Annotated in this window: 26 protein-coding genes; 15 read left to right on the top strand and 11 right to left on the bottom strand. The window is 69.1% G+C overall.

Going from position 1 to position 24,229, the window contains the following annotated elements:
• Window positions 1–18: 18 nt before the first annotated feature.
• Complete coding sequence (locus JWR33_RS08170; RefSeq protein ID WP_297410935.1) at window positions 19–807, bottom strand: type II CAAX endopeptidase family protein; 789 nt, start codon at window positions 805–807, stop codon at window positions 19–21.
• Window positions 795–1,175, bottom strand: coding sequence for a DUF393 domain-containing protein (locus JWR33_RS08165; protein ID WP_297410919.1), 381 nt, complete (start codon window positions 1,173–1,175; stop codon window positions 795–797). The genes JWR33_RS08170 and JWR33_RS08165 overlap by 13 nt, the downstream gene beginning before the upstream one ends.
• A gap of 165 nt (window positions 1,176–1,340) precedes the next feature.
• Between JWR33_RS08165 and JWR33_RS08160 the strand changes: the two genes are divergently transcribed.
• The 7 genes from JWR33_RS08160 to JWR33_RS08130 all read left to right on the top strand — a co-directional run bounded on the left by JWR33_RS08160 (window position 1,341) and on the right by JWR33_RS08130 (window position 9,941).
• Window positions 1,341–3,020 carry an ABC transporter substrate-binding protein gene (locus JWR33_RS08160; protein WP_297410918.1) on the top strand — a complete coding sequence of 560 codons (1,680 nt, stop codon included), beginning with the start codon at window positions 1,341–1,343 and terminating at the stop codon, window positions 3,018–3,020.
• 118 nt (window positions 3,021–3,138) lie between these two features.
• Entirely contained in the window at window positions 3,139–4,068 is a 930-nt protein-coding gene (locus JWR33_RS08155; protein ID WP_297410916.1) for an ABC transporter permease, read from the top strand.
• Window positions 4,058–5,026: an ABC transporter permease gene (locus tag JWR33_RS08150; protein WP_297410914.1), complete on the top strand. Its 969-nt coding sequence runs from the start codon at window positions 4,058–4,060 to the stop codon at window positions 5,024–5,026. The genes JWR33_RS08155 and JWR33_RS08150 overlap by 11 nt, the downstream gene beginning before the upstream one ends.
• Entirely contained in the window at window positions 5,023–6,771 is a 1,749-nt protein-coding gene (locus JWR33_RS08145; RefSeq protein ID WP_297410913.1) for an ABC transporter ATP-binding protein, read from the top strand. Before JWR33_RS08150 ends, JWR33_RS08145 begins: the two co-directional genes overlap by 4 nt.
• Before the next feature lie 273 nt (window positions 6,772–7,044).
• A complete protein-coding gene (typA, locus tag JWR33_RS08140; RefSeq protein ID WP_297410911.1) occupies window positions 7,045–8,964 on the top strand; it encodes a translational GTPase TypA in 1,920 nt (639 codons plus the stop codon).
• Window positions 8,965–9,021: 57 nt separating this feature from the next.
• Complete coding sequence (locus JWR33_RS08135) at window positions 9,022–9,414, top strand: VOC family protein (protein ID WP_297410909.1); 393 nt, start codon at window positions 9,022–9,024, stop codon at window positions 9,412–9,414.
• 62 nt (window positions 9,415–9,476) lie between these two features.
• On the top strand, window positions 9,477–9,941 hold the full coding sequence (locus JWR33_RS08130; RefSeq protein ID WP_297410907.1) for a hypothetical protein: 465 nt from the start codon (window positions 9,477–9,479) through the stop codon (window positions 9,939–9,941).
• A gap of 18 nt (window positions 9,942–9,959) precedes the next feature.
• Here JWR33_RS08130 and JWR33_RS08125 read toward each other — a convergent pair whose 3' ends face one another.
• Window positions 9,960–10,331 (bottom strand): cupredoxin domain-containing protein, encoded by a 372-nt coding sequence (locus tag JWR33_RS08125; protein WP_297410905.1) that lies wholly within the window; start codon window positions 10,329–10,331, stop codon window positions 9,960–9,962.
• A 39-nt stretch (window positions 10,332–10,370) separates the two neighbouring features.
• Entirely contained in the window at window positions 10,371–11,225 is an 855-nt protein-coding gene (gene efeU, locus JWR33_RS08120) for an iron uptake transporter permease EfeU (RefSeq protein WP_297410903.1), read from the bottom strand.
• Between the two features lie 152 nt (window positions 11,226–11,377).
• Between efeU and JWR33_RS08115 the strand changes: the two genes are divergently transcribed.
• The 3 genes from JWR33_RS08115 to JWR33_RS08105 all read left to right on the top strand — a co-directional run bounded on the left by JWR33_RS08115 (window position 11,378) and on the right by JWR33_RS08105 (window position 13,595).
• Window positions 11,378–11,809: a hypothetical protein gene (locus JWR33_RS08115; RefSeq protein WP_297410901.1), complete on the top strand. Its 432-nt coding sequence runs from the start codon at window positions 11,378–11,380 to the stop codon at window positions 11,807–11,809.
• 31 nt (window positions 11,810–11,840) lie between these two features.
• Window positions 11,841–12,167 carry a ferredoxin gene (gene fdxA / locus JWR33_RS08110; protein ID WP_297410899.1) on the top strand — a complete coding sequence of 109 codons (327 nt, stop codon included), beginning with the start codon at window positions 11,841–11,843 and terminating at the stop codon, window positions 12,165–12,167.
• Between the two features lie 129 nt (window positions 12,168–12,296).
• Window positions 12,297–13,595, top strand: a complete 1,299-nt coding sequence (locus JWR33_RS08105; RefSeq protein WP_297410897.1) for a citrate synthase — start codon at window positions 12,297–12,299, stop codon at window positions 13,593–13,595.
• 214 nt (window positions 13,596–13,809) lie between these two features.
• Here the strand turns inward: JWR33_RS08105 and JWR33_RS08100 are convergent, their stop codons facing one another.
• Window positions 13,810–14,319 (bottom strand): cupin domain-containing protein, encoded by a 510-nt coding sequence (locus JWR33_RS08100; protein WP_297410895.1) that lies wholly within the window; start codon window positions 14,317–14,319, stop codon window positions 13,810–13,812.
• Between the two features lie 84 nt (window positions 14,320–14,403).
• On the opposite strand from JWR33_RS08100, the gene JWR33_RS08095 reads away from it, so the two are divergent.
• Window positions 14,404–15,000 carry a TetR/AcrR family transcriptional regulator gene (locus JWR33_RS08095; RefSeq protein WP_297410893.1) on the top strand — a complete coding sequence of 199 codons (597 nt, stop codon included), beginning with the start codon at window positions 14,404–14,406 and terminating at the stop codon, window positions 14,998–15,000.
• 84 nt (window positions 15,001–15,084) lie between these two features.
• Here the strand turns inward: JWR33_RS08095 and dapD are convergent, their stop codons facing one another.
• Entirely contained in the window at window positions 15,085–16,038 is a 954-nt protein-coding gene (gene dapD, locus JWR33_RS08090) for a 2,3,4,5-tetrahydropyridine-2,6-dicarboxylate N-succinyltransferase (protein ID WP_297410891.1), read from the bottom strand.
• Window positions 16,039–16,132: 94 nt separating this feature from the next.
• Here dapD and dapE point away from each other — a divergent pair, with 94 nt between their 5' ends.
• From dapE to JWR33_RS08075, 3 genes are all read left to right on the top strand, one after another.
• Complete coding sequence (gene dapE / locus JWR33_RS08085; RefSeq protein ID WP_297410890.1) at window positions 16,133–17,215, top strand: succinyl-diaminopimelate desuccinylase; 1,083 nt, start codon at window positions 16,133–16,135, stop codon at window positions 17,213–17,215.
• Complete coding sequence (locus JWR33_RS08080) at window positions 17,191–18,429, top strand: glycosyltransferase family 39 protein (RefSeq protein WP_297410888.1); 1,239 nt, start codon at window positions 17,191–17,193, stop codon at window positions 18,427–18,429. Before dapE ends, JWR33_RS08080 begins: the two co-directional genes overlap by 25 nt.
• Before the next feature lie 93 nt (window positions 18,430–18,522).
• Window positions 18,523–18,693 (top strand): DUF3117 domain-containing protein, encoded by a 171-nt coding sequence (locus JWR33_RS08075; protein WP_297410887.1) that lies wholly within the window; start codon window positions 18,523–18,525, stop codon window positions 18,691–18,693.
• Between the two features lie 112 nt (window positions 18,694–18,805).
• Here the strand turns inward: JWR33_RS08075 and JWR33_RS08070 are convergent, their stop codons facing one another.
• On the bottom strand, window positions 18,806–19,432 hold the full coding sequence (locus tag JWR33_RS08070) for an O-methyltransferase (RefSeq protein ID WP_297410885.1): 627 nt from the start codon (window positions 19,430–19,432) through the stop codon (window positions 18,806–18,808).
• A 94-nt stretch (window positions 19,433–19,526) separates the two neighbouring features.
• Between JWR33_RS08070 and JWR33_RS08065 the strand changes: the two genes are divergently transcribed.
• Window positions 19,527–19,895 carry a twin-arginine translocase TatA/TatE family subunit gene (locus JWR33_RS08065; RefSeq protein ID WP_297410884.1) on the top strand — a complete coding sequence of 123 codons (369 nt, stop codon included), beginning with the start codon at window positions 19,527–19,529 and terminating at the stop codon, window positions 19,893–19,895.
• 41 nt (window positions 19,896–19,936) lie between these two features.
• On the opposite strand, the gene JWR33_RS08060 is transcribed toward JWR33_RS08065, so the two are convergent.
• The 4 genes from JWR33_RS08060 to JWR33_RS08045 all read right to left on the bottom strand — a co-directional run bounded on the left by JWR33_RS08060 (window position 19,937) and on the right by JWR33_RS08045 (window position 24,141).
• Entirely contained in the window at window positions 19,937–20,842 is a 906-nt protein-coding gene (locus JWR33_RS08060) for a LysR family transcriptional regulator (protein ID WP_297410882.1), read from the bottom strand.
• Window positions 20,843–21,123: 281 nt separating this feature from the next.
• Window positions 21,124–22,275 carry a P-loop NTPase gene (locus JWR33_RS08055; RefSeq protein ID WP_297410880.1) on the bottom strand — a complete coding sequence of 384 codons (1,152 nt, stop codon included), beginning with the start codon at window positions 22,273–22,275 and terminating at the stop codon, window positions 21,124–21,126.
• Window positions 22,272–22,826: a DUF1003 domain-containing protein gene (locus JWR33_RS08050; RefSeq protein ID WP_297410878.1), complete on the bottom strand. Its 555-nt coding sequence runs from the start codon at window positions 22,824–22,826 to the stop codon at window positions 22,272–22,274. The genes JWR33_RS08055 and JWR33_RS08050 overlap by 4 nt, the downstream gene beginning before the upstream one ends.
• Window positions 22,810–24,141: a CBS domain-containing protein gene (locus tag JWR33_RS08045; protein ID WP_297410876.1), complete on the bottom strand. Its 1,332-nt coding sequence runs from the start codon at window positions 24,139–24,141 to the stop codon at window positions 22,810–22,812. The genes JWR33_RS08050 and JWR33_RS08045 overlap by 17 nt, the downstream gene beginning before the upstream one ends.
• Between the last annotated feature and the right edge of the window lie 88 nt (window positions 24,142–24,229).

Here is a 24,229-nt window from a genome sequence, read left to right as displayed (position 1 = left end):
CGGCGGAGGGAGGGCCCGCTACGTGCCGACGAGCCCGGGGAACCACGCCACCACGAGGGCGTACCCGACGAAGCTGGCGATGTCGAGGATCCAGTGCGCGATCACGAGCGGGGTGGTCCGGCCCCACTTCTCGTACACCCAGCCGAAGACGATGCCCATCGCCACGTTTCCCACAAAGGATCCGAAGCCCTGGTAGAGGTGGTAGCTGCCGCGGAGGATCGCCGCTCCGATGATCACCGGCCAGCGCCCGTGGCCTAGCTCGTGCAGGCGGGTGAAGAGGAAGCCGACCACGATCAGCTCCTCGGTGAGCGCGGATCGCAGGGCGGACAGGATGAGCACCGGAATGGTCCACCACTGGTCGGTCAGACCCGAGGTGACGATGGTCGGCGTGATGCCGAGAGCCCGGCCGGCGAAGTAGAGCCCGAGGCCGGGGAGTCCGATCGCAAGGGTGAGCAGGAGGCCGGCGCCGAGATCCCGCCCGGGACGTGAGGCGTCGAAGCCGAGCCGTCGAAACGGCGATCGGCCCGGCTGCCACAGCAGGTAGAGCACGAGCAGCACGGGGACGAGGGCGAACGCGATGTCGAGCAGCTGGTAGATCAGGTCGAAGACCGGCCGGTCGCTGAGCGACGGATTGAGCGTGGCCGTCTGCTGCGAGATGGGCACGTCCTGGGTCAGCCGGTTCACGATCGCGATCACCGAGTACACGGCGGCGGCGCCGAGCGACAGGGCGAGCACGATGCCGATCTCGAGCCGGATGCGACGGCGCGTGCCCGGCGAGGGAGCGGGGGAGAACGTCAACGGCGGCAGGCCGGGGTGCCCCCGGGAAGCACGTGACGCAGCTTCGAGACCACCCAGTAGACGCCGTCGGCGAGCCAGGACAGGGGCGGCGCCTGCAGGAGCCAGCCCAGGAAGCGGTAGGAGGCGCCGGGCTGGCTGCGCAGCAGCGCCGATACCGCCGCCGCCCCGCCGAAGTGCTCGGCCGGGGTCAGCAGCCACACCTGCGAGCGAGCCTCCTCGAGGCTGAGCCCGTACCCCTCGAGATCGGCGTGCTGGAACGGGACCGCCTGCGGCGGCGAAGGGAGGTTTTCTTCGACCCAGTCGACGCAGGAAGAACAGAAGCTGCAGTCACCGTCGAAGATCAGAACAATCTGCTGTTTCACGGTTCCCTTCGACACGATTCTTGCGTCGGCGCAAGGTTTTTCGAACTTCGTCACCAGCGTGTAACGATATGAGCGCTCGATTTGGGCCGGTTCTGTACCCCACTTAGGGTACTGATATCCCAGCGCCGCGGGGACTCCTTGCTTCCGTGGCGCTTTTGTCTGCACACCCCTGGAGGAAGAGTGAATTTCAGACGACTCGGCGTGGGGTCGATCGCCCTGGCAACGGCCAGCGTGCTCGTGCTCGCCGGTTGCGCAAGCGGGAGCGGTGGTGGCGGAAACGCCTCGGCGCCTGCCGCCGCGAGTGCCGTGATCACAGCCAACGGCGGAGAGCCGCAGAACCCGCTGGTGCCGACCAACACGAATGAGACCGGCGGCGGCAAGATCCTCGACGCCATCTTCGCGGGACTCGTGTACTACGAGGCAGACGGAACCCCGGTCAACGATCTGGCGGAGTCGATCGACACCACCGACTCGCAGACCTTCACGATCAAGATCAAGCCCGGCAACACCTTCACCAACGGTGAGCCGGTCGACGCAGACTCCTTCATCAACGCGTGGAACTTTGGAGCGCTGCTCAGCAACGCGCAGCTCAACTCGTACTTCTTCGAGGACATCGAGGGCTTCAGCTACGACGAGGACACCCAGCTCACGGGTCTCCAGAAGGTGGACGACACCACCTTCACCGTGAAGCTCAAGGAGGCGCGCTCGGACTTCCCACTGCGCCTCGGCTACTCGGCGTTCTACCCGCTGCCCGCCTCCGCGTTCGACGCGGACGGCAAGGTGGTGGACACCTTCGGTGAGAACCCGATCGGCAACGGTCCCTACATGCTCGACGGGGACGGCGCCTGGCAGCACAACGTCAAGATCGATCTCGCCGTGAACCCGGACTACAAGGGTGGACGCACGCCCCAGAACGGCGGTCTCTCGATCGTGTTCTACGCGACTCAGGACGCTGCCTACGCGGATCTGCTCTCGGGCAACCTCGACGTGCTGGACGCCATCCCGGACGCGAACTACTCCACGTTCGAGGCCGACCTCGGTGACCGGGCCATCAACCAGCCGGCCGCCGTCTTCCAGTCCTTCACGATCCCGTCCGATCTCACCAACTTCACCAAGAAGGATGCCTTCCAGCACTTCCAGGGCGACGAGGGCAAGCTGCGCCGCCAGGCGCTGTCGATGGCGATCAACCGCCAGGAGATCACCGACGTGATCTTCGAGGGCACCCGCACGCCGGCGAGCGACTTCACGTCGCCCACCATCGGCGGATGGTCGGACACTCTGACGGGCGCCGAGGTTCTGGCCTACAACCCGGACGAGGCGAAGAAGCTGTGGGCCGAGGCCGACGCGATCTCGCCGTGGTCCGGCACCTTCCAGATCTCCTACAACTCCGACGGCGGCCACCAGGGCTGGGTCGACGCGGTCGCGAACAGCATCAAGAACACGCTGGGCATCGACGCGGAGGGCAACCCGTACCCCACCTTCGCTGAGCAGCGCACGCTGATCTCGAAGAACAAGGACGGCAAGCGCGAGATCTCGAGCGCGTTCCGCACCGGTTGGCAGGCCGACTACCCCGGCCTGTTCAACTTCCTCGGTCCGATCTATGCGACCAACGCATCCTCGAACGACGGCGACTACTCGAACCCCGAGTTCGACAAGCTGCTGAGCGAAGGCGCCGCGACCTCGGACCCGGAGGAGGCGAAAGCGAAGTTCCAGCAGGCGCAGGAGATCCTCCTTCAGGACCTCCCCGCGATCCCGCTGTGGTACTCGAACGTGACCGGCGGTTACGGCGAGAGCGTGGACAACGTCGAGTTCGACTGGCACTCCGTGCCGCTCTACTACGCGATCACCAAGACCGCGTAGTCGAAGCACACTGCTCCACCGGTGGGGCGGCAGCGCGAGCTGTCGCCCCACCCCTTTGACCAAGAGATCCAGAGGTATCTTCTTACCCATGCTCAGCGGCGAATACAGGGCCTGACGGATGGCGTTCTACATCCTCCGCCGGCTGCTCCAGGCCATCCCCGTGCTCCTCGGCACGACCTTCCTCATCTACTTCATGGTCTTCGCCATGCCGGGGAACCCGATCCTCGCCCTCTTCGGCGAGCGGACCCCGAACCCGGCGCTGCTCGCTCGCCTGGAGGAGCAGTACAAGTTCAACGAGCCGTTCTTCATCCAGTACCTGAACTACCTCGGCAACATCTTCCGCGGCGACTTCGGCATCTCGTTCTCCGGCCAGTCGGTCAACGACATCCTGGGCCGCACCTTTCCGGTGACGCTCCGGCTCGCCGGCATCGCGATCGTCATCGAGATCGTCCTGGCGCTGTCGGTCGGCCTCATCAGCGGCCTCCGCAAGGGAGGCATCTTCGACGCGAGCGCCCTGGTCGTGAGCCTCCTGCTCATCTCGGTGCCGATCTTCGTGCTCTGCTTCGTCGGCCAGTTCTTCTTCGCGGTGCAGCTCGGCTGGTTCAGTCCGACGGTCGGAGCCAACGCGGACTTCAACCGGCTGCTGCTGCCCGCCATCGTCCTTGCGCTCTTCGTGGTGGCCACCGCCATCCGGCTCACGAGGTCCTCGGTCATCGAGACCTCCAGCGCCGACTTCGTCCGCACCGCCTACAGCAAGGGGCTCTCGCGCAGTCGCGTCGTGCCGGTGCACATCCTGCGCAACTCGCTGATCCCGGTGACCACCCAGTTCGGAGCCGACTTCGGCCTGCTCATCGTCGGCGCGACGGTCACCGAGGGCATCTTCAACGTCCCCGGCGTCGGGAACACGCTCTACCAGGCGATCATCCGGGGCGAGCGGCCCACCGTCGTCTCGTTCGTGACCGTCATGGTGCTGCTCTACCTCGTGGTCAACATCCTGATCGACCTCCTCTACGCCGTACTCGATCCGAGGATCCGCTATGTCAAGTGACCGTCCGACCCCCGAGCGCACCCGGTCCGCGGCCCACTTCGTGGCCGACATCGAGGAGACGCCGGTCGCGAGCGTCGACCAGGTCAAGCTGGACGAGAAGCCCAGCAACCTCTGGATCGACGGCTGGCGGGACCTGCGGCACCGCCCCATGTTCTGGATCTCCAGCGTGCTCATCGTGTTCGTGATCTTCGTCGCGCTGTTCCCAGGGCTCTTCACCCAGGTCGACCCCACCCGCTGCGATCTCGGCAACAGCAAGGACGGGCCGTCCGCGGGGCACCTGTTGGGCTACAACAAGCAGGGCTGCGACATCTACTCGCGGATCATCCACGGCACCTCGACCTCGCTGTCGGTGGGCATCCTCGTGGTGATCCTGACCACGACGGTGGGCGTCGTCTTCGGCGCGCTGGCCGGCTTCTTCGGCGGCTTCCTCGACACGGTGCTCTCCCGCGCGGGCGACATCTTCTTCTCGATCCCCTACATCCTCGCGGCCGTCGTCATCATGTCGGTCTTCTCCGAGCAGCGGAACATCCTCGTGATCGCCGCCGCGATCGGCATCTTCGCCTGGCCCTCGACAGCCCGGGTGCTGCGCTCGGAGGTTCTGCGGGTCAAGAACTCCGACTTCGTGATGGCCGCCACCGCCACCGGACTGTCGCGCATGCAGATCCTGTTCCGGCACGTGCTGCCCAACTCGATCGCGCCCGTGCTCGTGATCACCACGCTCTCGCTCGCGGCGGCGATCACCGCCGAGGCGACCCTGTCCTTCCTGGGCGTCGGCCTGCCGGGCTCGAGGGTGATGTCCTGGGGCAACGACATCAGCCAGGCGCAGAAGGACCTCCGCACGGATCCGCAGATCCTCATCTACCCGTCGATCGCGCTGTCCCTCACCGTGCTGAGCTTCATCCTGCTCGGCGAGGCACTCCGCGACGCACTCGACCCGAAGGCGAGGGCGCTCCGATGAGCGTGGCCGCATCCTCAGCTCCCGGCTACTCGCCGGCCGGACACCTCCTCGAAGTCAAGGACCTCGTGGTCGGCTTCCGCACTCAGAACGGGGTCGTCCCCGCGCTGAACGGGGTCAGCTTCACCATCGACCGCGGCGAGACCGTCGCGATCGTGGGGGAGTCGGGCTCCGGAAAGTCGACGACGGCGGCGGCGATCATCCGCCTCCTGCCCGGCACCGGCGAGATCCTCGGCGGGCAGGTGCTGCTCGAGGGCCGCGACCTGGCCACCGCCCACCGTCACGAGCTCGAGGACGTGCGCGGCAAGCGCATCGGCTTCGTTCCGCAGGACCCGATGTCGAACCTCAACCCGGTGTGGAGCGTCGGCTTCCAGGTGGAGGAGACGATCCGGGCCAACGGGCTCGCCAAGGGCCGGCGCGCCGTGCGCGCGAAGGCCGTCGAGGTCCTCCAGCAGGCCGGCCTCGCCGACGCCGACAAGCGGATGAAGCAGTTCCCGCACCAGTTCTCGGGAGGCATGCGCCAGCGGGTGCTCATCGGCCTCGGCCTGGCGTCGAACCCTCAGCTGCTGATCGCGGACGAGCCGACCTCGGCACTCGACGTGACCGTGCAGCGCCGGATCCTCGACCACCTCGAGTCCCTCACCCAGAACGAGGGCACGGCGCTGCTGTTCATCACGCACGACCTGGGGCTCGCCGCGGAGCGGGCCGAGAAGCTCATCGTGATGTACAAGGGCAAGATCGTGGAGTCCGGTCCGTCGCTCGAGCTCCTGCAGAACCCGCTGCACCCCTACACGCAGCGGCTGATCGCCGCGGCGCCGAGCCTCGCCTCGCGGCGCATCCAGTCGAGCAGCAAGAGCCTCGGCTCGATCCAGGTCGCGGAGTCGGCGGCCGGCGAGTTCGACCTGGTGTCCGCCGCCGAGGTCCGCGTCGAGCAGCTCGCGGCGAGCACCGAGGCCGCGATCGTGGTGGAGAACCTCACCAAGGTGTTCAAGATCCGCAGCGGCGGCCTCAAGCAGACCGAGTTCGCTGCCGTCGACGACGTGTCGTTCACGATCAACAAGGGCACCACGATGGCCCTCGTCGGCGAGTCCGGGTCGGGCAAGTCGACCGTCGCCAAGCTGCTGCTCAAGCTGGAGGACCCGACGAGCGGCACCATCACGGTGCAGGGCAAGCGGGTCGACTCGCTGTCCCGCCGCAAGGATCTCCTGTCGCTGCGCCGGGCGATGCAGCCGGTGTTCCAGGATCCGTACGGGTCGCTCGATCCGCTCAACAACATCGGCAACACGATCGCGGAGCCGCTCAAGGTGCACCATGTGGGCGATCGCACGAGCCGGCGTGAGCGCGTGTTCGAGCTCCTCGACCAGGTGTCGCTGCCGCGCGTCATCGCCGGGCGCTACCCGAACGAGCTGTCCGGCGGTCAGCGGCAGCGCGTCGCGATCGCCCGTGCGCTCGCGCTCAAGCCCGACATCGTGGTGCTCGACGAGGCGGTCTCCGCTTTGGACGTGCTCGTGCAGGCGCAGATCCTGCGGCTGCTCGCCGACCTGCAGGGCGAGCTCGGCCTGACCTACCTCTTCATCACCCACGACCTCGCCGTCGTCCGGGTGATCGCCGACAGGGTGGCGGTCATGCAGACGGGCAAGATCGTCGAGGCCGCGACGACCGACGAGGTGTTCGACTCCCCGCAGGAGCAGTACACCCGCGACCTCCTCGACGCGATCCCGGGAGCGGGCATCCAGCTCGGCATCTGACCCCCCAGCTCCGTCCCCTCTTCCTCTCCCTCAGCAGGCATTTCTTCCTTCACCGGCCCCATTCGCCGATTTCTGCCTGCTGGAGGTAGATCTGCCTGCTGAGCGAGAGGTGGAGGCCGACCCGTCGCGCCTGTCCGCTCACGGCGAATCGCGGGCTCGGAAGGGTCCGAGGGGCTCGTGCGTTAGACTGAGTGACTGCTGGGGCGCCGCTCGCGCCCTTCAGCCCCTTTTTTCGGCCGGAACCTGGCCCTCTCTCTCACAAGGATGTTCTCCATGGCGTCAACCGCGCGCTCAGATCTGCGCAATGTCGCGATCGTCGCCCACGTCGACCACGGCAAGACGACACTCGTCGACGCCATGCTTCGGCAGACGAACTCGTTCGACGCCCACTTCGAGGGCGAGGACCGGATGATGGACTCGAACGACCTGGAGCGTGAGAAGGGCATCACGATTCTCGCCAAGAACACGGCGATCCTCTACAACGGCAAGCACGCCGCCGAGCACGGCAGCGGCGGCCCGATCACGATCAACGTGATCGACACCCCCGGGCACGCGGACTTCGGCGGCGAGGTGGAGCGCGGCCTGTCCATGGTGGACGGCGTGGTGCTGCTCGTCGACGCGAGCGAGGGCCCGCTGCCGCAGACCCGCTTCGTGCTGCGCAAGGCGCTCGAGGCCAAGCTGCCCGTCATCCTTCTGGTCAACAAGACCGACCGTCCCGACGCGCGCATCGACGACGTGGTCGCGGAGAGCCAGGACCTGCTCCTCGGCCTCGCCAGCGACATGGCTGACGAGCACCCGGACCTCGACCTCGACGCGATCCTCGACGTGCCGACCGTCTACGCGTCCGGTCGCAACGGTGCCGCGAGCGACAACCGGCCTGCGAACGGCGAGTTGCCCGACAACGACGACCTCGAGCCGCTGTTCGAGGCGATCCTCAAGCACATCCCGGCGCCCGTGCACGACGACGAGCACCCGCTCCAGGCGCACGTCACCAACCTCGACGCGTCGCCCTTCCTCGGTCGCCTTGCCCTGCTCCGCGTCTTCCACGGCACGCTCCGCAAGGGCCAGCAGGTGGCCTGGGTCAAGCACGACGGCAGTGTGCAGACCGTCAAGCTCACCGAGCTGCTGATGACCCGTGCGCTCACCCGCTTCCCGGTCGAGTCGGCCGGCCCCGGCGACATCGTCGCGATCGCAGGCATCCCGGAGATCACGATCGGCGAGACGATCGCCGACGCCGACGACGTGCGCCCCCTGCCGACCATCACGGTGGACGACCCCGCGATCTCGATGACGATCGGCACCAACACGTCGCCCCTCGTCGGCAAGGTCAAGGGCCACAAGCTCACCGCCCGCATGGTGAAGGACCGTCTCGACCGCGAGCTGGTCGGCAACGTGTCGATCAAGCTCGTCGACATCGGCCGTCCCGACGCCTGGGAGATCCAGGGTCGCGGCGAGCTCGCGCTCGCGATCCTCGTCGAGCAGATGCGCCGCGAAGGCTACGAGCTGACGGTCGGCAAGCCTCAGGTGGTCACGCGCCGGATCGAGGGCAAGATCCACGAGCCGTTCGAGCACCTCACGATCGACGCCCCCGAGGAGTTCCTCGGCGCGATCACGCAGCTCCTCGCCGCCCGCAAGGGCCGCATGGAGAGCATGAGCAACCACGGCACCGGCTGGGTGCGGATGGAGTTCGTCGTTCCCTCGCGCGGCCTCATCGGCTTCCGCACCGAGTTCCTCACGAGCACCCGGGGCACCGGAATCGCGAACGCCATCTCGCACGGCTACGAGCCGTGGGCGGGCGAGATCACGACCCGCACGAACGGCTCCATCGTGGCCGATCGCTCCGGCGTCGTCACCCCGTTCGCGATCGTGAACCTGCAGGAGCGGATGTCGTTCTTCGTCGAGCCCACGCAGGAGGTCTACGAGGGCATGGTCGTGGGCGAGAACTCGCGCGCCGACGACATGGACGTGAACATCACGAAGGAGAAGCAGCTGACCAACATGCGTCAGTCGACTGCGGACAACTTCGAGCGGATGACGCCGTCGCGCAAGCTCACGCTCGAGGAGGCGCTCGAGTTCGCCCGTGAGGACGAGTGCGTCGAGGTGACTCCGGAGTTCGTGCGGATCCGCAAGGTGGAGCTCGATCACTCCGCACGTGCCCGCGCCACCTCGCGCCTCAAGAAGCAGAACGCCTAGCGCGTCCTGCGCCTCCTGCTCTTGTCCTCGCGAGGGACGTCGAGGAGGATCGGCGCAATGAGGATCACCGTCACCAGCGTGTTCGTGGACGACCAGCAGAAGGCGCTCGAGTTCTACACGGAAACGCTCGGCTTCGTGGCGAAGAACGATGTGCCGCTGGGGGAGTACCGGTGGCTGACCGTCGTCTCGGCGGAAGCCGAGGACGGCGTCGAGCTCCTGCTCGAGCCCAGCGACCATCCCGCGGTCGCCCCGTTCCGGGCGGCCCTGATGGCGGACGGCATCCCGTTCACGAGCTTCGGCGTCGACGACGTGCGGGCGGAGCATGACCGGCTCACCGCACTCGGCGTGCGGTTCCTCCAGGAGCCGAGGCAGACGGGCCCGGTCTGGACGGCTGTGCTCGACGACACCTGCGGCAACCTGATCCAGATCGCGAGCGCCGCCGCGGGCTGAGGTCCCCGAGTGGGGCGCGCGCCTCGATGCGGCGCACCCGCTCACGTGGCAGGCTCTGCGCTATGCCGTCCCCTTCGCGCTCGTTCCGCCGCGGTGCCCTCGCGCTCCTCGTCGCCCTCGCGCTGGCGCCATCGCTCGCCGCATGCGGCGGCAATCCGATCGAGAGCCTCATCGAGAAGGCGACCGGCGGCAACGTCGACTTGGGCGGCGGAAGCGTCCCGAAGGGATTTCCCTCGGAAGTGCCGCTCTACGACGGCGAGGTGGTCTACGGGATCGCCGTGGGCGATGCCGCCGGCAAGGCCTTCAACGTGACCGTGCGCGTGCCGGACGCCCAGGCGGGCGAGGACATCCGCTCCCAGCTGGAGGACGCCGGCTTCGAGCTGCTCGGCGGGTCCGATGCCACCGCTGCGGGTGGGGCCGCCTTCGCGAGCGACAGCTACGGCGTGGTGGTCGTGCTCACCGAGGACGGCAGCCACGGCTGGGTCGCCAACTACACCGTGACGCCGAACGAGTCCAGCGGGTCCTGAGAGGCGTGCCTCGAGCCCTCAGTCGGTGACCGTGAACTCGGCGAGCCCCACGGCAGGCCCGGACTGCTGGAACTTGCATGCCGTGAAGTAGGTGCCCTTCTCCAGCTCCGCCACGAAGGAGACCTGCTGACCCGGCGTCAGGTTCTCCTGCTCGCCGACGATCCGCTTCTTGTCCTCGGCGAGGATGTAGAACTCGTTCACGTCGGTGCCCGAGTTCTCCAGTTCGAAGGTGACGGTGCCCGCGGGAGCCGAGTCGACGGCCGGCGCACAGGTGCTGTCCGCTATCGCGACGTGGATGGCATCCGCAGCCGAGCCGTTCGCGACGCAGCCGGTGAGGGCTGCGGCGCTGAGCGTGGCTGCGGCGCAGACGAGAAGGACGCGAGGGAGCATGGGAGATCCTGTCGGAGGCCGCCGGTGGACGGCAGGAGGTCAGGCGGGGGAGGACGCCGGATCGGGAAGCGAGCGGGGGGCTGCGGCCGGACGACGCTCGTGCAGCCTGCCGAGGAAGAGCGGTGCGACCACCGCGAGGTAGAGGCCCCACGCGGTCACCTGGGCCCAGGTGGGCTCGGCCGTGAAGTTGAAGACGCCGGCGAGGAGCATGCCGTACCAGGAGGAGGGGGGCACGACCGCCGCCATGCTGAATGCGATCACTCCATGGCCGGGGATCGCCCCCGCTTCCTGGAGGTCGCCGATGGCGTAGGAGAGCACGCCGGCGGCGACCACGACGAGGAAGAGGCCGGTCCAGGTGAAGAAGCGCGACAGGTTGATGCGGACGAAACCGCGGTAGACCAGCCAGGAGAGGCCGGCCGCGCTGACGATCCCCCCGATCGCCGCGATGGTGCCCCCCACGGCGCTGCCCGATGAGCTGACCGCGGCCCAGACGAACAGGGCTGTCTCCACTCCTTCGCGGCCGACGCTGAGGGTGCCGACCAGGACGACGCCGAGACCGGCGCCCGCGATGGCGGCGTCGAGGCGCGTCTGCAGCTCGCCCTTGAGGGAGCGGCCGTGCTGCGCCATCCAGAAGATCATCCAGGTCACGAAGGCGACCGCGATCGCGGAGAGCCCGCCGCCGAGCAGCTCCTGGGCTTGGAAGCTCAGTCCGTAGGGCCCCCAGGTGAGGATCGCGCCGGTCCCGAGTGAGACGATGACGGCGGCGGCGATTCCCAGCCACAGCCGGGGCAGCAGGTCGGCGCGGCCGAGCTTGCGCACGTAGGCGACGAGGATGCCGACGACGAGTCCGGCCTCGAGGCCTTCACGCAGGCCGATCAGATAGTTCGCGAGCAACGGGGGTCACTTCTCCTGGATGAGCGGGCCTACTTCGGTAAGGCTTGCCTTACTTCGACCCTACCCATCCCTCGGGTGGGCTGTCCAGGCGCGGCGGCGAGACGAGGCCACCTGGAGCGGGGTCGCACAGGGACGCCGGGCTAGACTGCGGCGTGCTTCCGACCTCCGCCCGTTCGCGCACCGACGAGGTTCCTCCGTCCCTCGGCGTGCGGATCGCGGGCGTGCTGTCCTCGCTCGTCCTCGGTGTCGGGACCGGCACCATCGGCACGTTCGCCCATCAGGCGACCTGGTCGACGGGGGCGGCCGTCCTGCCAGTGGGGCTCATCGCGGCGGTCCTCGCCGTCGCCTGCCTCGTCGCGGGGCTGCGCATCGCCCTCGATTCCCGGCTGCACGCCGCGCTCGCCGCGCTCGGCGCCGTCGTCGCAGTGGCTGTGCTCGCCCTCCCCGGACCGAGTGGATCGGCCCTGCTGCCCGCCAATCCGACCGGCTTCGCCTGGACCATCGTGCCGACCCTCGTCTGCGCGGTGATCCTCGCCTGGCCCCGCACCCTGAGGCTTCGCGGTTCGGGAGCCCGGAACCGCTGATGGGATACTGGCGGGGGAGAGGAATCATCCAGTGACCTACGTCATCGCGTTGCCCTGCGTCGACCTCAAGGACCGCGCCTGCATCGACGAGTGCCCCGTCGACTGCATCTACGAGGGCGACCGGATGCTCTACATCCACCCCGATGAGTGCGTGGACTGTGGCGCCTGCGAGCCCGTCTGCCCCGTCGAGGCGATCTATTACGAGGACGACCTGCCCGACAAGTGGGCCGACTACTACAAGGCCAATGTCGAGTTCTTCGACGACATCGGCTCTCCGGGCGGCGCCGCCAAGGTCGGCGTGATCCACAAGGATCACCCGGTGGTGAGCATGCTCCCCCCGCAGGACGAGAACGCCTGATCACGGGCGGTCGGGGCCGTTCCGGCCGATGCCACGGCTCAACCTGCCAGCGCCTAGGCTGTATCGGAGCGTCCGGGGCCACGAGCGCCGCCGCCGAACCCCTTCCCGACGACCACCGAGGAGACGCACGTGGGCGAGAACGGCAGCACCGGCGAAACAGACAGCGTCCGCCTGAGCTTCCCCGGCGGAAGCTCCGACTTCCCGATCCTGCGCAGCGTGGACGGCCCCTCCAGCATCGACATGTCGAGCCTCACCCGGCAGACGGGGTTCACCTCTCTCGACCAGGGCTTCGTCAACACCGCCTCCACCCGCTCCGCCATCACCTTCATCGACGGCGAGCAGGGCATCCTGCGCTACCGCGGCTATCCGATCGAGGAGCTCGCCACCTCCTCGACCTACCTCGAGGTGGCCTGGCTCCTCATCTACGGCGAGCTGCCGAGCAAGTCCGAGCTCGAGGAGTTCGACGAGAAGCTGCGCAGGCACACGCTGCTGCACGAGGACCTCAAGCGCTTCTTCGCGGCGCTGCCGCACACCGCGCACCCGATGTCGCTCCTCTCCAGTGCCGTGTCCGCGCTCTCCACCTATTACGAGGACTCGCTGAGCGTGCATGACCCGGAGCAGGTGGAGATCTCCACCATCCGGCTCCTGGCCAAGCTGCCGGTGATCGCGGCCTACGCCCACAAGAAGAGCCTCGGCCAGGCCTTCCTCTATCCCGACAACTCGCTGAGCTTCGTCGACAACTTCCTCCGCCTCAACTTCGGCAACATGGCGGAGGAGTACGAGGTGAACCCCGTGGTGTCGAAGGCGCTCGACCGGCTGCTCATCCTGCACGAGGACCACGAGCAGAACGCGTCCACCTCCACCGTCCGCCTGGTCGGCTCCACCGAGGCGAACCTGTTCGCGTCCGTGTCGGCGGGCATCAACGCGCTCTACGGACCCCTGCACGGCGGGGCGAACGAGGCGGTGCTCAAGATGCTCGCCCAGATCCGCGATTCCGGCGAGGGCGTCGCCAAGTTCGTGGAGCGGGTGAAGAAGAAGGAGGAGGGCGTGCGGCTGATGGGCTTCGGCCACCGCGTCTACAAGAGCTACGACCCGCGCGCCAAGCTCGTCAAGGAGAGCGCCGACGAGGTGCTCGAGGCACTCGGGGTGCAGGACGAGCTGCTCGACCTCGCTCGCGAGCTGGAGCAGATCGCGCTCGCCGACGACTACTTCATCCAACGCAAGCTCTACCCGAACGTGGACTTCTACACGGGCGTGATCTACAAGGCGATGGGCTTCCCGTCCCGCATGTTCACCGTGCTCTTCGCGATCGGCCGCCTGCCGGGCTGGATCGCCCACTGGCGTGAGATGAACGACGATCCGGCCACCAAGATCGGCCGCCCCCAGCAGCTCTACGTTGGCCCGCCGGAGCGCCACCTCTCCCGCTGACCCGGGGCCGGCGGCTTCTCCACCCAGCGCTACCTGAAACGACGAGCGCGACTCATGGCCAGGGCGCGCTCGGCGTCTCGGGGCGCGCTCGGTGCGTCAGGGGCGAGCGGCCGGGCGCGCCGACCACCCTCGAAGACCTGACGCTGGGAGGCGAGCGGCGGCTGGACGGTGCCGCTTGAAGGTCCGTGCGGGCGGACTGCCCTTGCGCCGTGCGCTAGTAGAGGTCGTCCCCGAGGACGACGCCGAAGCGCTGCATCAGCTCAGGGACGCTCTCGGGCATCATCTCGAGTCCGTAGCGCTCACTGAGCGCGCCAAGCTCAGCGGGGTCCGCCCTGAGCGAGCCGCCCATCGCGACGAGCTCCGCGAAGAACCGCTCGAAGCCCGCGGGGGAGATGATCTCGAGGAGTCGGCAGGGCTCGTCGCCCGCGTTCCAGAACGTGTGCCATTGGTCTCGGGGCTTGTGGACCAGATCGCCAGGGCCCGCCTCGACCACGTCGTCGCCGAGCAGAGCACCCATGCGCCCCGCGAGGATGAAGCTGTACTCGTCCTCCCTGGTATGGCGGTGCAGCGGCGCTGCCAGCGCGTGGGACGACAGCAAGTGCTCGACGAGCGCGAAGCGCTCCTGCGCCTCACTCCCATCGATCATGAATCGGACGCCCATGCTGCCCAGGAAACCGGTGACGCCGCCCGTGGGCCGGACGATGGTCGTGGTGATGACGCTCATGGTAATATTCCCTTTCGCGAGACGGTTGTGTCCCGCCAAACTAACGGAGGGCATCTCGATGTGTCAAGCTTTCGCGGGACGCATATGACCGACGAAAAGCGTCCCTACCGGATGAAAGCCCGGGCGGAGCAGCAGGACGACACCCGCCGGCGCATCACTGAGAGTGCGGTGGCGCTGCACGGCAGCATCGGCCCGGCCAAGACGTCCATGAGTGCGGTCGCCGAGCATGCGGGCGTCCGGCGCTCGACCCTCTACCGTCATTTCCCGGACGAGGGCGCGCTGTTCGTCGCGTGCTCACGCCACTGGGCGGTTGACCATCCCGTGCCCGATCACACTGCCTGGGTAGCGATCGAGAACCCCGACGAGCGCCTGCGCCGCGCGCTCACGGAGCTCTACGTCTACTACGAGGGCGGAGAGGCCATGCTGGCCAACCTCATCCGCGATTTCGATGTCACGGACGTCGTCCGCGAACACTTCTCACCGTTCCTCGCCTACCTGACCGCGACGCGGGACGTCCTGATGGCCGGCCGTGGCAGCGCTACGCGCCGAACGCGCGCGGCGATCGGGCACGCCATCGCGTTCGGCACGTGGCGATCGCTGAGCCGCGAGCAGGGACTCCCGCAGCGCGAGGCGGTCGATCTGATGTGCGAGCTGGTTGCTCACTCGGCCGCTGCCCGCTGACCCCGGTGGCGGTGGCTTCGCCCGAGCGGCGAGTCGTGGTCTCCCGACCTGCGTGCGCGCTCCTCGATCACCGACGCGCGGCGCTCAGAGGTGGAGGGCGCTGTTCAGCTCGATGCCCTGGCCCGAGCGGGGGACCGCCTCCACCGCTCCGGTGAGGGAGTTGCGGCGGAACAGCAGGTTCGGCACTCCCGAGAGCTCGCGGGCCTTCACGATGCGCGGCTCGGCGCCGTCCGCCGGGTCGGGCAGCAGCACCTTGGTGCCCGCCGTGACGTACAGCCCCGCCTCCACCACCGAGTCGTCGCCGATCGAGATGCCGATCCCCGAGTTGGCGCCGAGCAGCGCGCGCTCGCCGATCGAGACGCGATCCTTGCCGCCTCCGGAGAGGGTGCCCATGATCGAGGCGCCGCCGCCCACATCGGAGCCGTCGCCCACCACGACGCCTTGGGAGATGCGGCCCTCCACCATGGAGGTGCCGAGGGTGCCGGCGTTGAAGTTGACGAACCCCTCGTGCATCACGACCGTGCCGGGGGCCAGATGGGCGCCGAGGCGCACGCGGGCGGCGTCGGCGATCCGCACGCGGGGCGGGGACACGTAGTCGGTGAGGCGCGGGAACTTGTCGATCCCCTGCACCTGGATGCCGGCCCGCTGCAGCGATCGGCGGAGCCGCGCCGCCGCGTCGGGATGCATCGGCCCGGCGTTGGTCCATGCCACGTTGGGGAGGTGGGCGAAGATCCCGTCCAGGTTGATCGTGTTCGGGCGCACCAGCAGGTGGGACAGCAGGTGCAGGCGCAGGTAGGCGTCGCTCGTCCCGCCGGCAGGACGGTCGAGGTCGATGTCCACCGTGACGGTGTCGATGCGGACGTCGCGCCGCGAATCGAGGCCGGCGTGCGCCTCGAGCTCCGCCGGGGCGATCCAGCGGTCCCGGCCGGCGGGGAACGAGCCGAGATGCGGCTCCGGAAACCAGGTGTCGAGCACCGTGCCGTCGCCGGCCACTGTGGCGAGACCGTATCCCCAGGCCAGGCGCGCTTCCTTCGACATGCCCCCAGGCTACCGAGAGCGTCGGGGATCATCAGACGAACCCGGAGGGCGCAAGGGAGCGAGCGCACCGGAAGCCCTGGATAGGGTGGACTTCATGCCGCCGCTCGATCTCACCGTCTCCTCGGTCGAACTGACGCGGTTGCTCTGCGACATCGACTCCGTCTCCGACCGCGAGGGGCCGCTCGCCGACCTGATCGAGGAGACCGTCTCGGGCCTCGCCCACCTCACGGTGTCGCGGCACGGCGACACGATCGTCGCCCGCACCGCTCTCGGCCGCGCACAACGGGTGGTGATCGCCGGGCACATCGACACCGTGCCGATCAACGACAACCTGCCGACCCGCTTCGAGACGATAGACGGCGTCGACTACCTCTGGGGCCGTGGCACCGTCGACATGAAGGCGGGGGTCGCGGTGCAGCTGAAGCTCGCCGCTGAGCTCACCGATCCGATCGTCGACCTCACCTGGATCTGGTACGACCACGAGGAGGTGTCGGAGGCGAAGAACGGCCTCAACCGGCTCTCCCAGTCGCACCCGGACCTGCTCACCGGCGACTTCGCGATCCTCGGCGAACCCACCCGCTCCCAGATCGAGGGCGGCTGCAACGGCAACCTGCGCGCCGAGATCCGCACCCGGGGCCTCCGTGCGCACTCCGCCCGCTCCTGGGTGGGCGACAATGCGATCCACAAGGCCGCGCCCATCCTCGACACCCTCGCCGCATACGAGGCGCGGAGCGTGGAGGTGGACGGGCTCGTCTACCGTGAGGGCCTCAGCGCGGTCGGCATCACCGGGGGGATCGCGGGCAACGTGATCCCCGACGAGTGCATGGTGCACATCAACTACCGCTTCGCCCCCAGCCGCAGCGGCGACGAGGCGATCGCCCACATCACCGAACTGTTCGGGGAGCACGAGATCGAGATCGTCGATCTGGCGGAGGGAGCGCGCCCCGGACTCGAGGCGCCCATCGCGCAGGAGTTCGTGGCCGCCGTCGGCGGCACGCCGGTGCCCAAGTACGGCTGGACGGATGTCGCCCGCTTCTCGCGGCTCGGCATCCCCGCCGTCAACTTCGGCCCGGGCGATCCGCTGAAGGCGCATGCCGACGATGAGCGGGTGTCGCTGCAGCAGATCGTCGACTGCGAGCGAGGATTGCGGTCGTGGCTGACAGGCTCGACTCGCTGACGCGGGGGACTGCGGCGCCGGTCGCGGCGGAGTCCCCTGCGCCGATCTGGTGGCACCGGGTGCCGTGGTGGCTGCGCATCACCCTCGTCTACGCAGGCGCGCGCCTGCTGACCACCATCGTGCTCGCCCTCACGGCCACGCAGCTCACCCCGCAGTCCCGCGCGGGAGCGCATCCTGACTTCTTCTCCTACACCGCTCTCTGGGACGGCTACTGGTACTGGTACATCGCCGCGGTCGGCTATCCGTCGACGCTGCCGCTCGATGTCGCCGGGCACGTTGCGGAGAACCAGTGGGCGTTCATGCCGGTGTACCCCTACGTGGTCGCCGGCCTGGCCTGGATGACCGGCGCATGGTGGCCGGTCGCCGCCTTCGTGGTGTCGCTCGCCTGCGGCTTCGCCGCGGCGCTCCTGCTCTACCGGCTCTTCCGCCTCCGGCTCGACGAGGACACCTCGTTCTTCGCCGTCGTGCTGTTCTCGGTGTCCCCGCTGTCGTTCATCTTCCAGATGGCCTACGCGGAGTCGATGAGCACGCTGCTGCTCATCCTGTCGCTGTACCTGATGCTGCGGCGGCGCTGGGTGTGGCTCTTCCCGGTCGTCGCGGTGATGGCCCTCACCCGCCCCACCGGGCTCGCGTTCGCCCTGGCGCTCGGGCTGTACTGGATCTTCCGCTTCCTCACCCGGGACAAGGACCCGTTCCCGGTGCGCGAGCGGGTGCTCACCGCCGGTGTCGCCGTCTTCAGCGGCCTGATGGGCCTCGCCTGGTCGGGCATCGCCTGGATCGTGACGGGGAATCCGTCCGCCTATACCGACACCGAGCTCGCCTGGCGCGCGCCCGTGCTCGGCTACCAGCACCTGGTGCCGTTCGCCCCCTGGTTCCAGGCCGCAAGCACGTGGTTCGGCACTCCGATCGGCATCTCGGCGGTCGTTCTGGTGATCGTCGCCTTCACGGCCCTGCTCCTCACCCGTGGGGTGCGGCGGCTGGGCATCGAGCTGCGGCTCTGGCTGGCCAGCTACGGGCTCTACCTGCTCGCGGTCTTCTTTCCCCAGTCGAGCACCTTCCGGCTGCTGATTCCCATGTTCCCCCTCGCCGGCGTGCTCGCCCAGCCCCGCTCGACGACGTACCGGATCGGCGTGATCCTCCTCTCCCTCGTGCTCCAGTTCGCCTGGCTCTGGGCCACCTGGGGTCCGGTGTCCTCCTACTGGTCGGTGCCGTAGGCCAGGCCGTGGAAGCGCTTCCTCGCCAGTGTTTTGGCGGTTGTCGGCGTGCTACGGGATAATGGAGACCTGCCTTTCGAAAGGGGAAGCTCCATGGCCGCAATGAAGCCGAGGACCGGGGACGGGCCGATGGAGGCCGTCAAGGAGGGCCGACTCATCATCGTGCGGGTTCCGCTCGAAGGTGGAGGTCGTCTCGTCGTCTCCGTCAACGACGCCGAGGCCCGCGAACTGCACTCCGCATTGGGTGCCGTCGTCGGGGCCTGACCGGCACTCCTCCTTGCTGTAGGCGGTGACTCGATGACTGAGTCGCCGCCTACAGCTGTACCCGGGGAGGAGCGTCCGGCCTCGTCGGCGGCAGCCCGACGATCGCGCCGGGTCAGAGGCGGACGAGCTGCAGCAGCCCGCCGCCGGCCGGCGACAGCGTGCTGAGCACCGCAGTCGAGGAGCCGATCTCCTCGAGCAGCGTGCGGAAGGCCGTCGCCACGGAATCCCGCCGCGCCGGGTTCGCCACCGATCCGTTCCAGAGCGCGTTGGCCACGAGCACCATCCCGCCCGGGCGTACGAGCCGCAGGCCGTGCTCCACGTATTCGATGACGCAGCCGGGGTCGGCGTCCACCAGCACCAGGTCGTAGGACTCCTCGTTCATCCGGGGGAGCACCTCGAGCGCCCGCCCGGAGATGAGCCGGAGCCTGCCCATGCTCACGCCCGCCTCGGCGAATGCCTGGCGCGCGGCCGCCTGGTGGTCAGGCTCGCTGTCGATGGAGGTCAGCGTGGCCTTCGGGGAGCCGGCCAGGAGCCACAGCCCGGACACCCCGGCGCCTGTCCCGATCTCCACGATCGTGCGTGCCTTGACCGCGGAGGCGAGCACTGCGAGCTGCGCGCCGACCGCCGGGGACACGGCCGCGATGCCGAGCTCGAGCGAGTTCTGGCGGGCGAGCGCGATGGGGGCGGATTCCGACACGTAGTCGTCCGCGAACTTCCAGTTCGCTTCCTTCTCAGACATAACCGGTCCAGCCTATTGCCGGTTGTCGGCGGTGCCGGGACGCAGCACGTCGTCCTCCAGCGGACGTGCGGCCGAGCGGCGTTAGGGTGTTCACGTGTTCGGGCTGACCTTCGAGAAGCTGCTGCTCATCGGCGTGCTCGCCGTGCTGCTGCTGGGCCCGGACCGGCTTCCGCACTACGCGTCGCAGCTCGCCAAGCTCGTCCGCTCGCTGAAGAACCTCGCCGACGGGGCGAAGGAGCGGATGCGTGACGAGATGGGGCCCGAGTTCGACGAGGTGGACTGGAAGAAGCTGGATCCGCGCCAGTACGACCCGCGCCGCATCATCCGCGAGGCGCTGGTCGAGGACACGCCTGCTCCCGTCGTGCGTCCCGCACGCCCCACGCGCACATCTGGCCTGCCGCCCGGTGACGTCGCCGGGCAGGCCGGTGCGACGGCGGCGCCGTTCGACGCCGAGGCCACCTGACCCGGGCGCCCTGATGCGCAGAGACGAGCGCGCCGCCGTGGCTAGCTGCTGCCGATCCTCGCCGCCTCCCGCCGCAGGATGTCCTGAACCAGGCGCACCGACGGCCGCTCCGCATTCTCCGGCCGCATGAGCGTGCAGATGTGCCGCTCGGCCGAGATCCCGACGAGCGGGCGGATGGCGACCCGCGCGACCGAGGACCCCGCGGTGTAGCGGGGCAGGATCGCGACCCCGGCGCCGGACGCGACCAGCGACTCGATGATGCGGGTGTCGCTGAAGCGCTGCGCGACCAGCGGTGGCTCGCCCGTGATGCGCTCGATCTCGGTGAGCACCTGCTGGAAGGGGAAGTCGACGGGCACGCCGATCCAGGTCTCGCCGACCAGGTCGGCCGGTTCGAGGGTGCCCCGAGCGGCGAGCGGATGATCGGGCGGGAGCGCCACGTCGAGCGGCTCGACCATCAGCTCCTCGAGTGCGAGGCCGGAGCCCCGCCACGAGCGGACCCCGTTGGGCGAGTGGCCGAGCACGACGTCGAAGTCGTTGGTGAGCGCCGCGAAGCCGGGCACGGAGGGGTCCCGGTCGCTCGCCACGAGAGTGAGTCCGGGATGCGCGCCGACCTCCCGCAGCAGTCCGGGGAGGAGCATCTGGCCGGCGGTGGGGAAGGTGGCCAGCGTCACCTCGCCCGCGGGCGCCACGACGAACTCGTTCCACACCGCCTCCGCCCGCTGCAGCGCGACGGCGATGTCGGTCGCGGTCCGCGCGAGGGCCTTGCCTGCGTCGGTCAGGGCGATGCCGCGCCCGCGACGCTCGGTCAGCGGGAAGCCGATCTCCCGCTCCAGGACCTTGAGCTGCTGCGACACGGCCGAGGGGGTGCGATGCGTGGCGCGGGCGACCGCGATCACGCTTCCCCGCTCACCGAGCTCGCGCAGCAGCTCGAGCCGGCGGACATCCACCCCGAGATCCTAGAATCATTCAGTTCTGCTACACAATAGGTGGAGAACCATTCGCTTGTGCTAAACGACCTTCGTGCGATTGCCTGGATCCATCGAGCCGGAAGCACCGGCCGGGAAAAGGGAATCTCGTGTCCGCGGCTCTTCTGCTTCTTGTTGCACTCGGCATCCTCGCGGGGGTCGGCGCAATCTCCGCCGTGGTCGTCGCCCTGAGGGACGGCTATCGCCCCGTCCCGAGCCGCGTCGCCTGAGCGCTCGGCCGGCAGCGTCGTCCGGACCCGCGCTCAGCGCGGAGTGACGGGAAGGCTGCGCCCCACCAGGCTGGTCGTGCGGGTGGTCAGCCGGTCGGCGATGGCGAGGATCGCCGCCGCCGCCGGATCCGCCGGGGCCGACAGCACGATCGGGACTCCGGCGTCGCCGCCCGCCCGCAGGCCCACGCTGAGGGGCACCGAGCCGAGCAGCGGCACCGGCTCACTCTGGCCGGCCGACAGTCGGGCGGCCGTCTCCGCTCCGCCGCCGCTGCCGAACAGCTCCAGCACCGTGCCGTCGGGCTGGGCGAGGCCGGCCATGTTCTCGATCACGCCGACGACCCGCTGACCGGTCTGCCGGGCGAGGATCCCGGAGCGCTCGGCCACTTCGGCGGCTGCCTGCTGCGGCGTCGTGACGACGAGGACCTCGGCGTGCGGCAGCAGCTGACCCACCGAGATGGCGACGTCCCCGGTGCCCGGCGGCAGGTCGAGCAGCAGCACGTCGAGCTCGCCGAAGAACACGTCGGTGAGGAACTGTGCGACCGTGCGGTGCAGCATGGGCCCGCGCCAGGCCACCGCCTGCCCGCGCTGCTCGGGGGTGAGGAACATCCCGATCGAGATGGCCTTCACCCCGTAGGCGACCGGCGGCAGCATCATCTGGTCCACCCGGGTCGGCGTCGCATCGGCCGGGATCCCGAGCAGGCCGGGGATCGAGAAGCCGTGCACGTCCACATCCACGATGCCGACGGCGAGCCCGCGGGCGGCCAGGGCGACGCCGAGGTTCGCGGTCAGGGTGCTCTTGCCCACGCCGCCCTTGCCGCTCGTGACCGCGATCACCCGGGTGAGCGAGTCCCGGCCGAACTGGGCGCCACGCGCCCGAGGCCCGCGGAGCTTGAGGGTGAGGGCGTGCCGCTGCTCGGGCGTCATCACACTGAGCAGCACGTCGACCGAGGTGACGCCGGGGGTGCCGAGGACCGCCCTGCGCACGTCCTGCTCGATGCGGTCGGCGGCCGGGCAGCCGACGATCGTCAGCTTGAGGCCGACCGTGGCATGGCCGTCGGCGTCGACGCTGACCCCGTCGACCATGTCGAGCTCGGGGATCGGCTTGCGGATCTCCGGATCGATGACCTGCAGCAGATTGAGGGAGACCTGGTCCGCGACGAGCGCCTCAGGCGGGAGAACCGTCACGCCGACCGCGTTCCGGGGCTTCCCGCGCGGCCCTCGTCGGCGTCGTCGCGCTTCTCCAGCTCTTCGAGCAGGGCGCGCAGCTCGCTGCGGATGAAGTCCTTCGACGCCATGTCGCGCACGAGCAGCCGGAGGGCGACCACCTCGCGGGCGAGGTACTCGGTGTCGGCGAGGTTCCGCTCGGCGCGCTGACGGTCCTGCTCGAACTGGACCCGGTCGCGGTCGTCCTGGCGGTTCTGTGCGAGCAGGATCAGCGGGGCGGCGTAGGAGGCCTGCAGGGACAGGATCAGCGTCAGCGCCGTGAAGCCGATGGCGGCGGAGTCGAAGCGCAGCCGCTCGGGGGCGGCGCTGTTGAAGACGATCCAGGCCACCACGAACAGGGTCAGCCCGAACAGGAAGCCCGGGGTGCCCATCGCGCGGGCCACGAATTCGGTGAACCGGCCGAAGCGGTCCCTGCTGGTGCGGTTGCGCAGCGGCAGGACCGACGTGCGCATGCCCTTCGGGGCATCCAGTCGCGGCTCTCGGCCGCGATGCTGCTCAGTCGGCCGCGCCATTGCGCCACCTCCTGCCGCGCGTCATGGGGGAGGGGGCATCGCCCCGGCGCACGGCGGCCGCCCGCGTCTTGTGGGCGCGGGTGGACTCCGGATTGCGCCAGTCGTCGGGGAGCAGATGGTCGAGCACGTCGTCGATCGTGACGACGCCCACCAGGCGCGAGTTGGCGTCGACGACGGGAACGCTCACCAGGTTGTAGCTGGCGAGGATGCGGGAGACCTCGGCCGCGGACGTGTCGGCGTGCACCGGCTCCAGTCCCTGGTCGAGGAGCGTGCCGAGCCGCTCGTGCGGCGGGTAGCGGAGCATCCGCTGGAAGTGCACCATGCCGAGGAATCGGCCGGTCGGCGGCTCGTACGGCGGGAGGGTGATGCAGACCGCGGCACCCAGGGCGGGCGCGAGCTCGTGCCGGCGGATCAGCGCGAGCCCCTCCGCCACGGTCGCGTCGGCGGACAGGATGATCGGCTCCGGCGTCATCAGGCCTCCTGCGGTGTCCGGCTCGTACTCGAGCAGGCGGCGCACGTCGTCGGCCTCCTCCGGCTGCATCAGCCCGAGGAGCGCCTCGCCGCGGTCGCCGGGCAGCTGGGCGACCAGGTCGGCGGCGTCGTCGGGCTGCATCGCGTCCAGCACGTCGGCGGCACGATCGTCGCTGAGGCCGGCGAGGATGTTCACCTGCTCGTTCTCGGGCATCTCCTCGAGCACGTCGGCGAGGCGCTCGTCGGGCAGCTCCTGCGCCACCTCGAGCATGCGCTGCTCGGGCAGGTCGAGCATCGTGCTGGCGAGGTCCGCCGGCTTGAGATCCGAGTAGCTCGCGATGAGCTGGGTGGCCGACTGGCTCTGTCCCTTGGTCGCGCGCTCGCTGACCGCGTCCCACGCCACGAACAGGGTCGGCCCCTTGGCGAACGGACTGGGGCTGGTCTTCGGCTTCCGCACGAAGAGCTGACCGACCTCCCACTCGCCCACGCCGACCTCCTCGATCGCGACGTCCTCGATCGTCGCCTCGCCCGAGCCGTCCGCGAGCACCACCCGGCGGCCGAGCATCTCGGCGATCACCCGCACCTCGCTGGCACGCTGCTCGAACCGGCGCACGTTGATGAGCCCGGTCGTGATGATCTGGCCGGAGCCGATGCTGGTGACCCGGCCGATGGAGACGAACACGCGGCGCTTGCCGGGGATCTCGACGACGAGGCCCACCACGCGCGGCGGATCGGACCGTCGGTAGACGACCAGGACGTCGCGCACCTTGCCGACGCGGTCGCCCTGGGGGTCGAAGACCGTGCAGCCCACCAGACGGGCGACGAAGACCCTGCTCGCACTCACGGCACCAAATCTACTGCTGAGCCATGCAGTGCCGGGGAGGATGCCGAGCGGGCCGCCGCGTCGGCAGGCGGATCCGCCAGAATGGAGG

It is taken from the genome of Naasia sp. (assembly GCF_025465545.1).
GTDB lineage: Bacteria > Actinomycetota > Actinomycetes > Actinomycetales > Microbacteriaceae > Naasia.
The sequence above is the reverse complement of the archived record's forward strand: the minus strand, read 5'-3'. Positions and strand labels throughout refer to the sequence as shown.

Coding starts and splice junctions, on each gene's coding strand:
- JWR33_RS08155 (WP_297410916.1), top strand. CDS start 3,139: ATGGCGTTCTACATCCTCCGCCGGCTGCTCCAGGCCATCCCCGTGCTC.
- JWR33_RS08150 (WP_297410914.1), top strand. CDS start 4,058: ATGTCAAGTGACCGTCCGACCCCCGAGCGCACCCGGTCCGCGGCCCAC.
- JWR33_RS08145 (WP_297410913.1), top strand. CDS start 5,023: ATGAGCGTGGCCGCATCCTCAGCTCCCGGCTACTCGCCGGCCGGACAC.
- typA (WP_297410911.1), top strand. CDS start 7,045: ATGGCGTCAACCGCGCGCTCAGATCTGCGCAATGTCGCGATCGTCGCC.
- JWR33_RS08135 (WP_297410909.1), top strand. CDS start 9,022: ATGAGGATCACCGTCACCAGCGTGTTCGTGGACGACCAGCAGAAGGCG.
- JWR33_RS08130 (WP_297410907.1), top strand. CDS start 9,477: ATGCCGTCCCCTTCGCGCTCGTTCCGCCGCGGTGCCCTCGCGCTCCTC.
- JWR33_RS08125 (WP_297410905.1), bottom strand. CDS start 10,331: ATGCTCCCTCGCGTCCTTCTCGTCTGCGCCGCAGCCACGCTCAGCGCC.
- JWR33_RS08100 (WP_297410895.1), bottom strand. CDS start 14,319: ATGAGCGTCATCACCACGACCATCGTCCGGCCCACGGGCGGCGTCACC.
- JWR33_RS08095 (WP_297410893.1), top strand. CDS start 14,404: ATGACCGACGAAAAGCGTCCCTACCGGATGAAAGCCCGGGCGGAGCAG.
- dapD (WP_297410891.1), bottom strand. CDS start 16,038: ATGTCGAAGGAAGCGCGCCTGGCCTGGGGATACGGTCTCGCCACAGTG.
- dapE (WP_297410890.1), top strand. CDS start 16,133: ATGCCGCCGCTCGATCTCACCGTCTCCTCGGTCGAACTGACGCGGTTG.
- JWR33_RS08075 (WP_297410887.1), top strand. CDS start 18,523: ATGGCCGCAATGAAGCCGAGGACCGGGGACGGGCCGATGGAGGCCGTC.
- JWR33_RS08070 (WP_297410885.1), bottom strand. CDS start 19,432: ATGTCTGAGAAGGAAGCGAACTGGAAGTTCGCGGACGACTACGTGTCG.
- JWR33_RS08050 (WP_297410878.1), bottom strand. CDS start 22,826: ATGGCGCGGCCGACTGAGCAGCATCGCGGCCGAGAGCCGCGACTGGAT.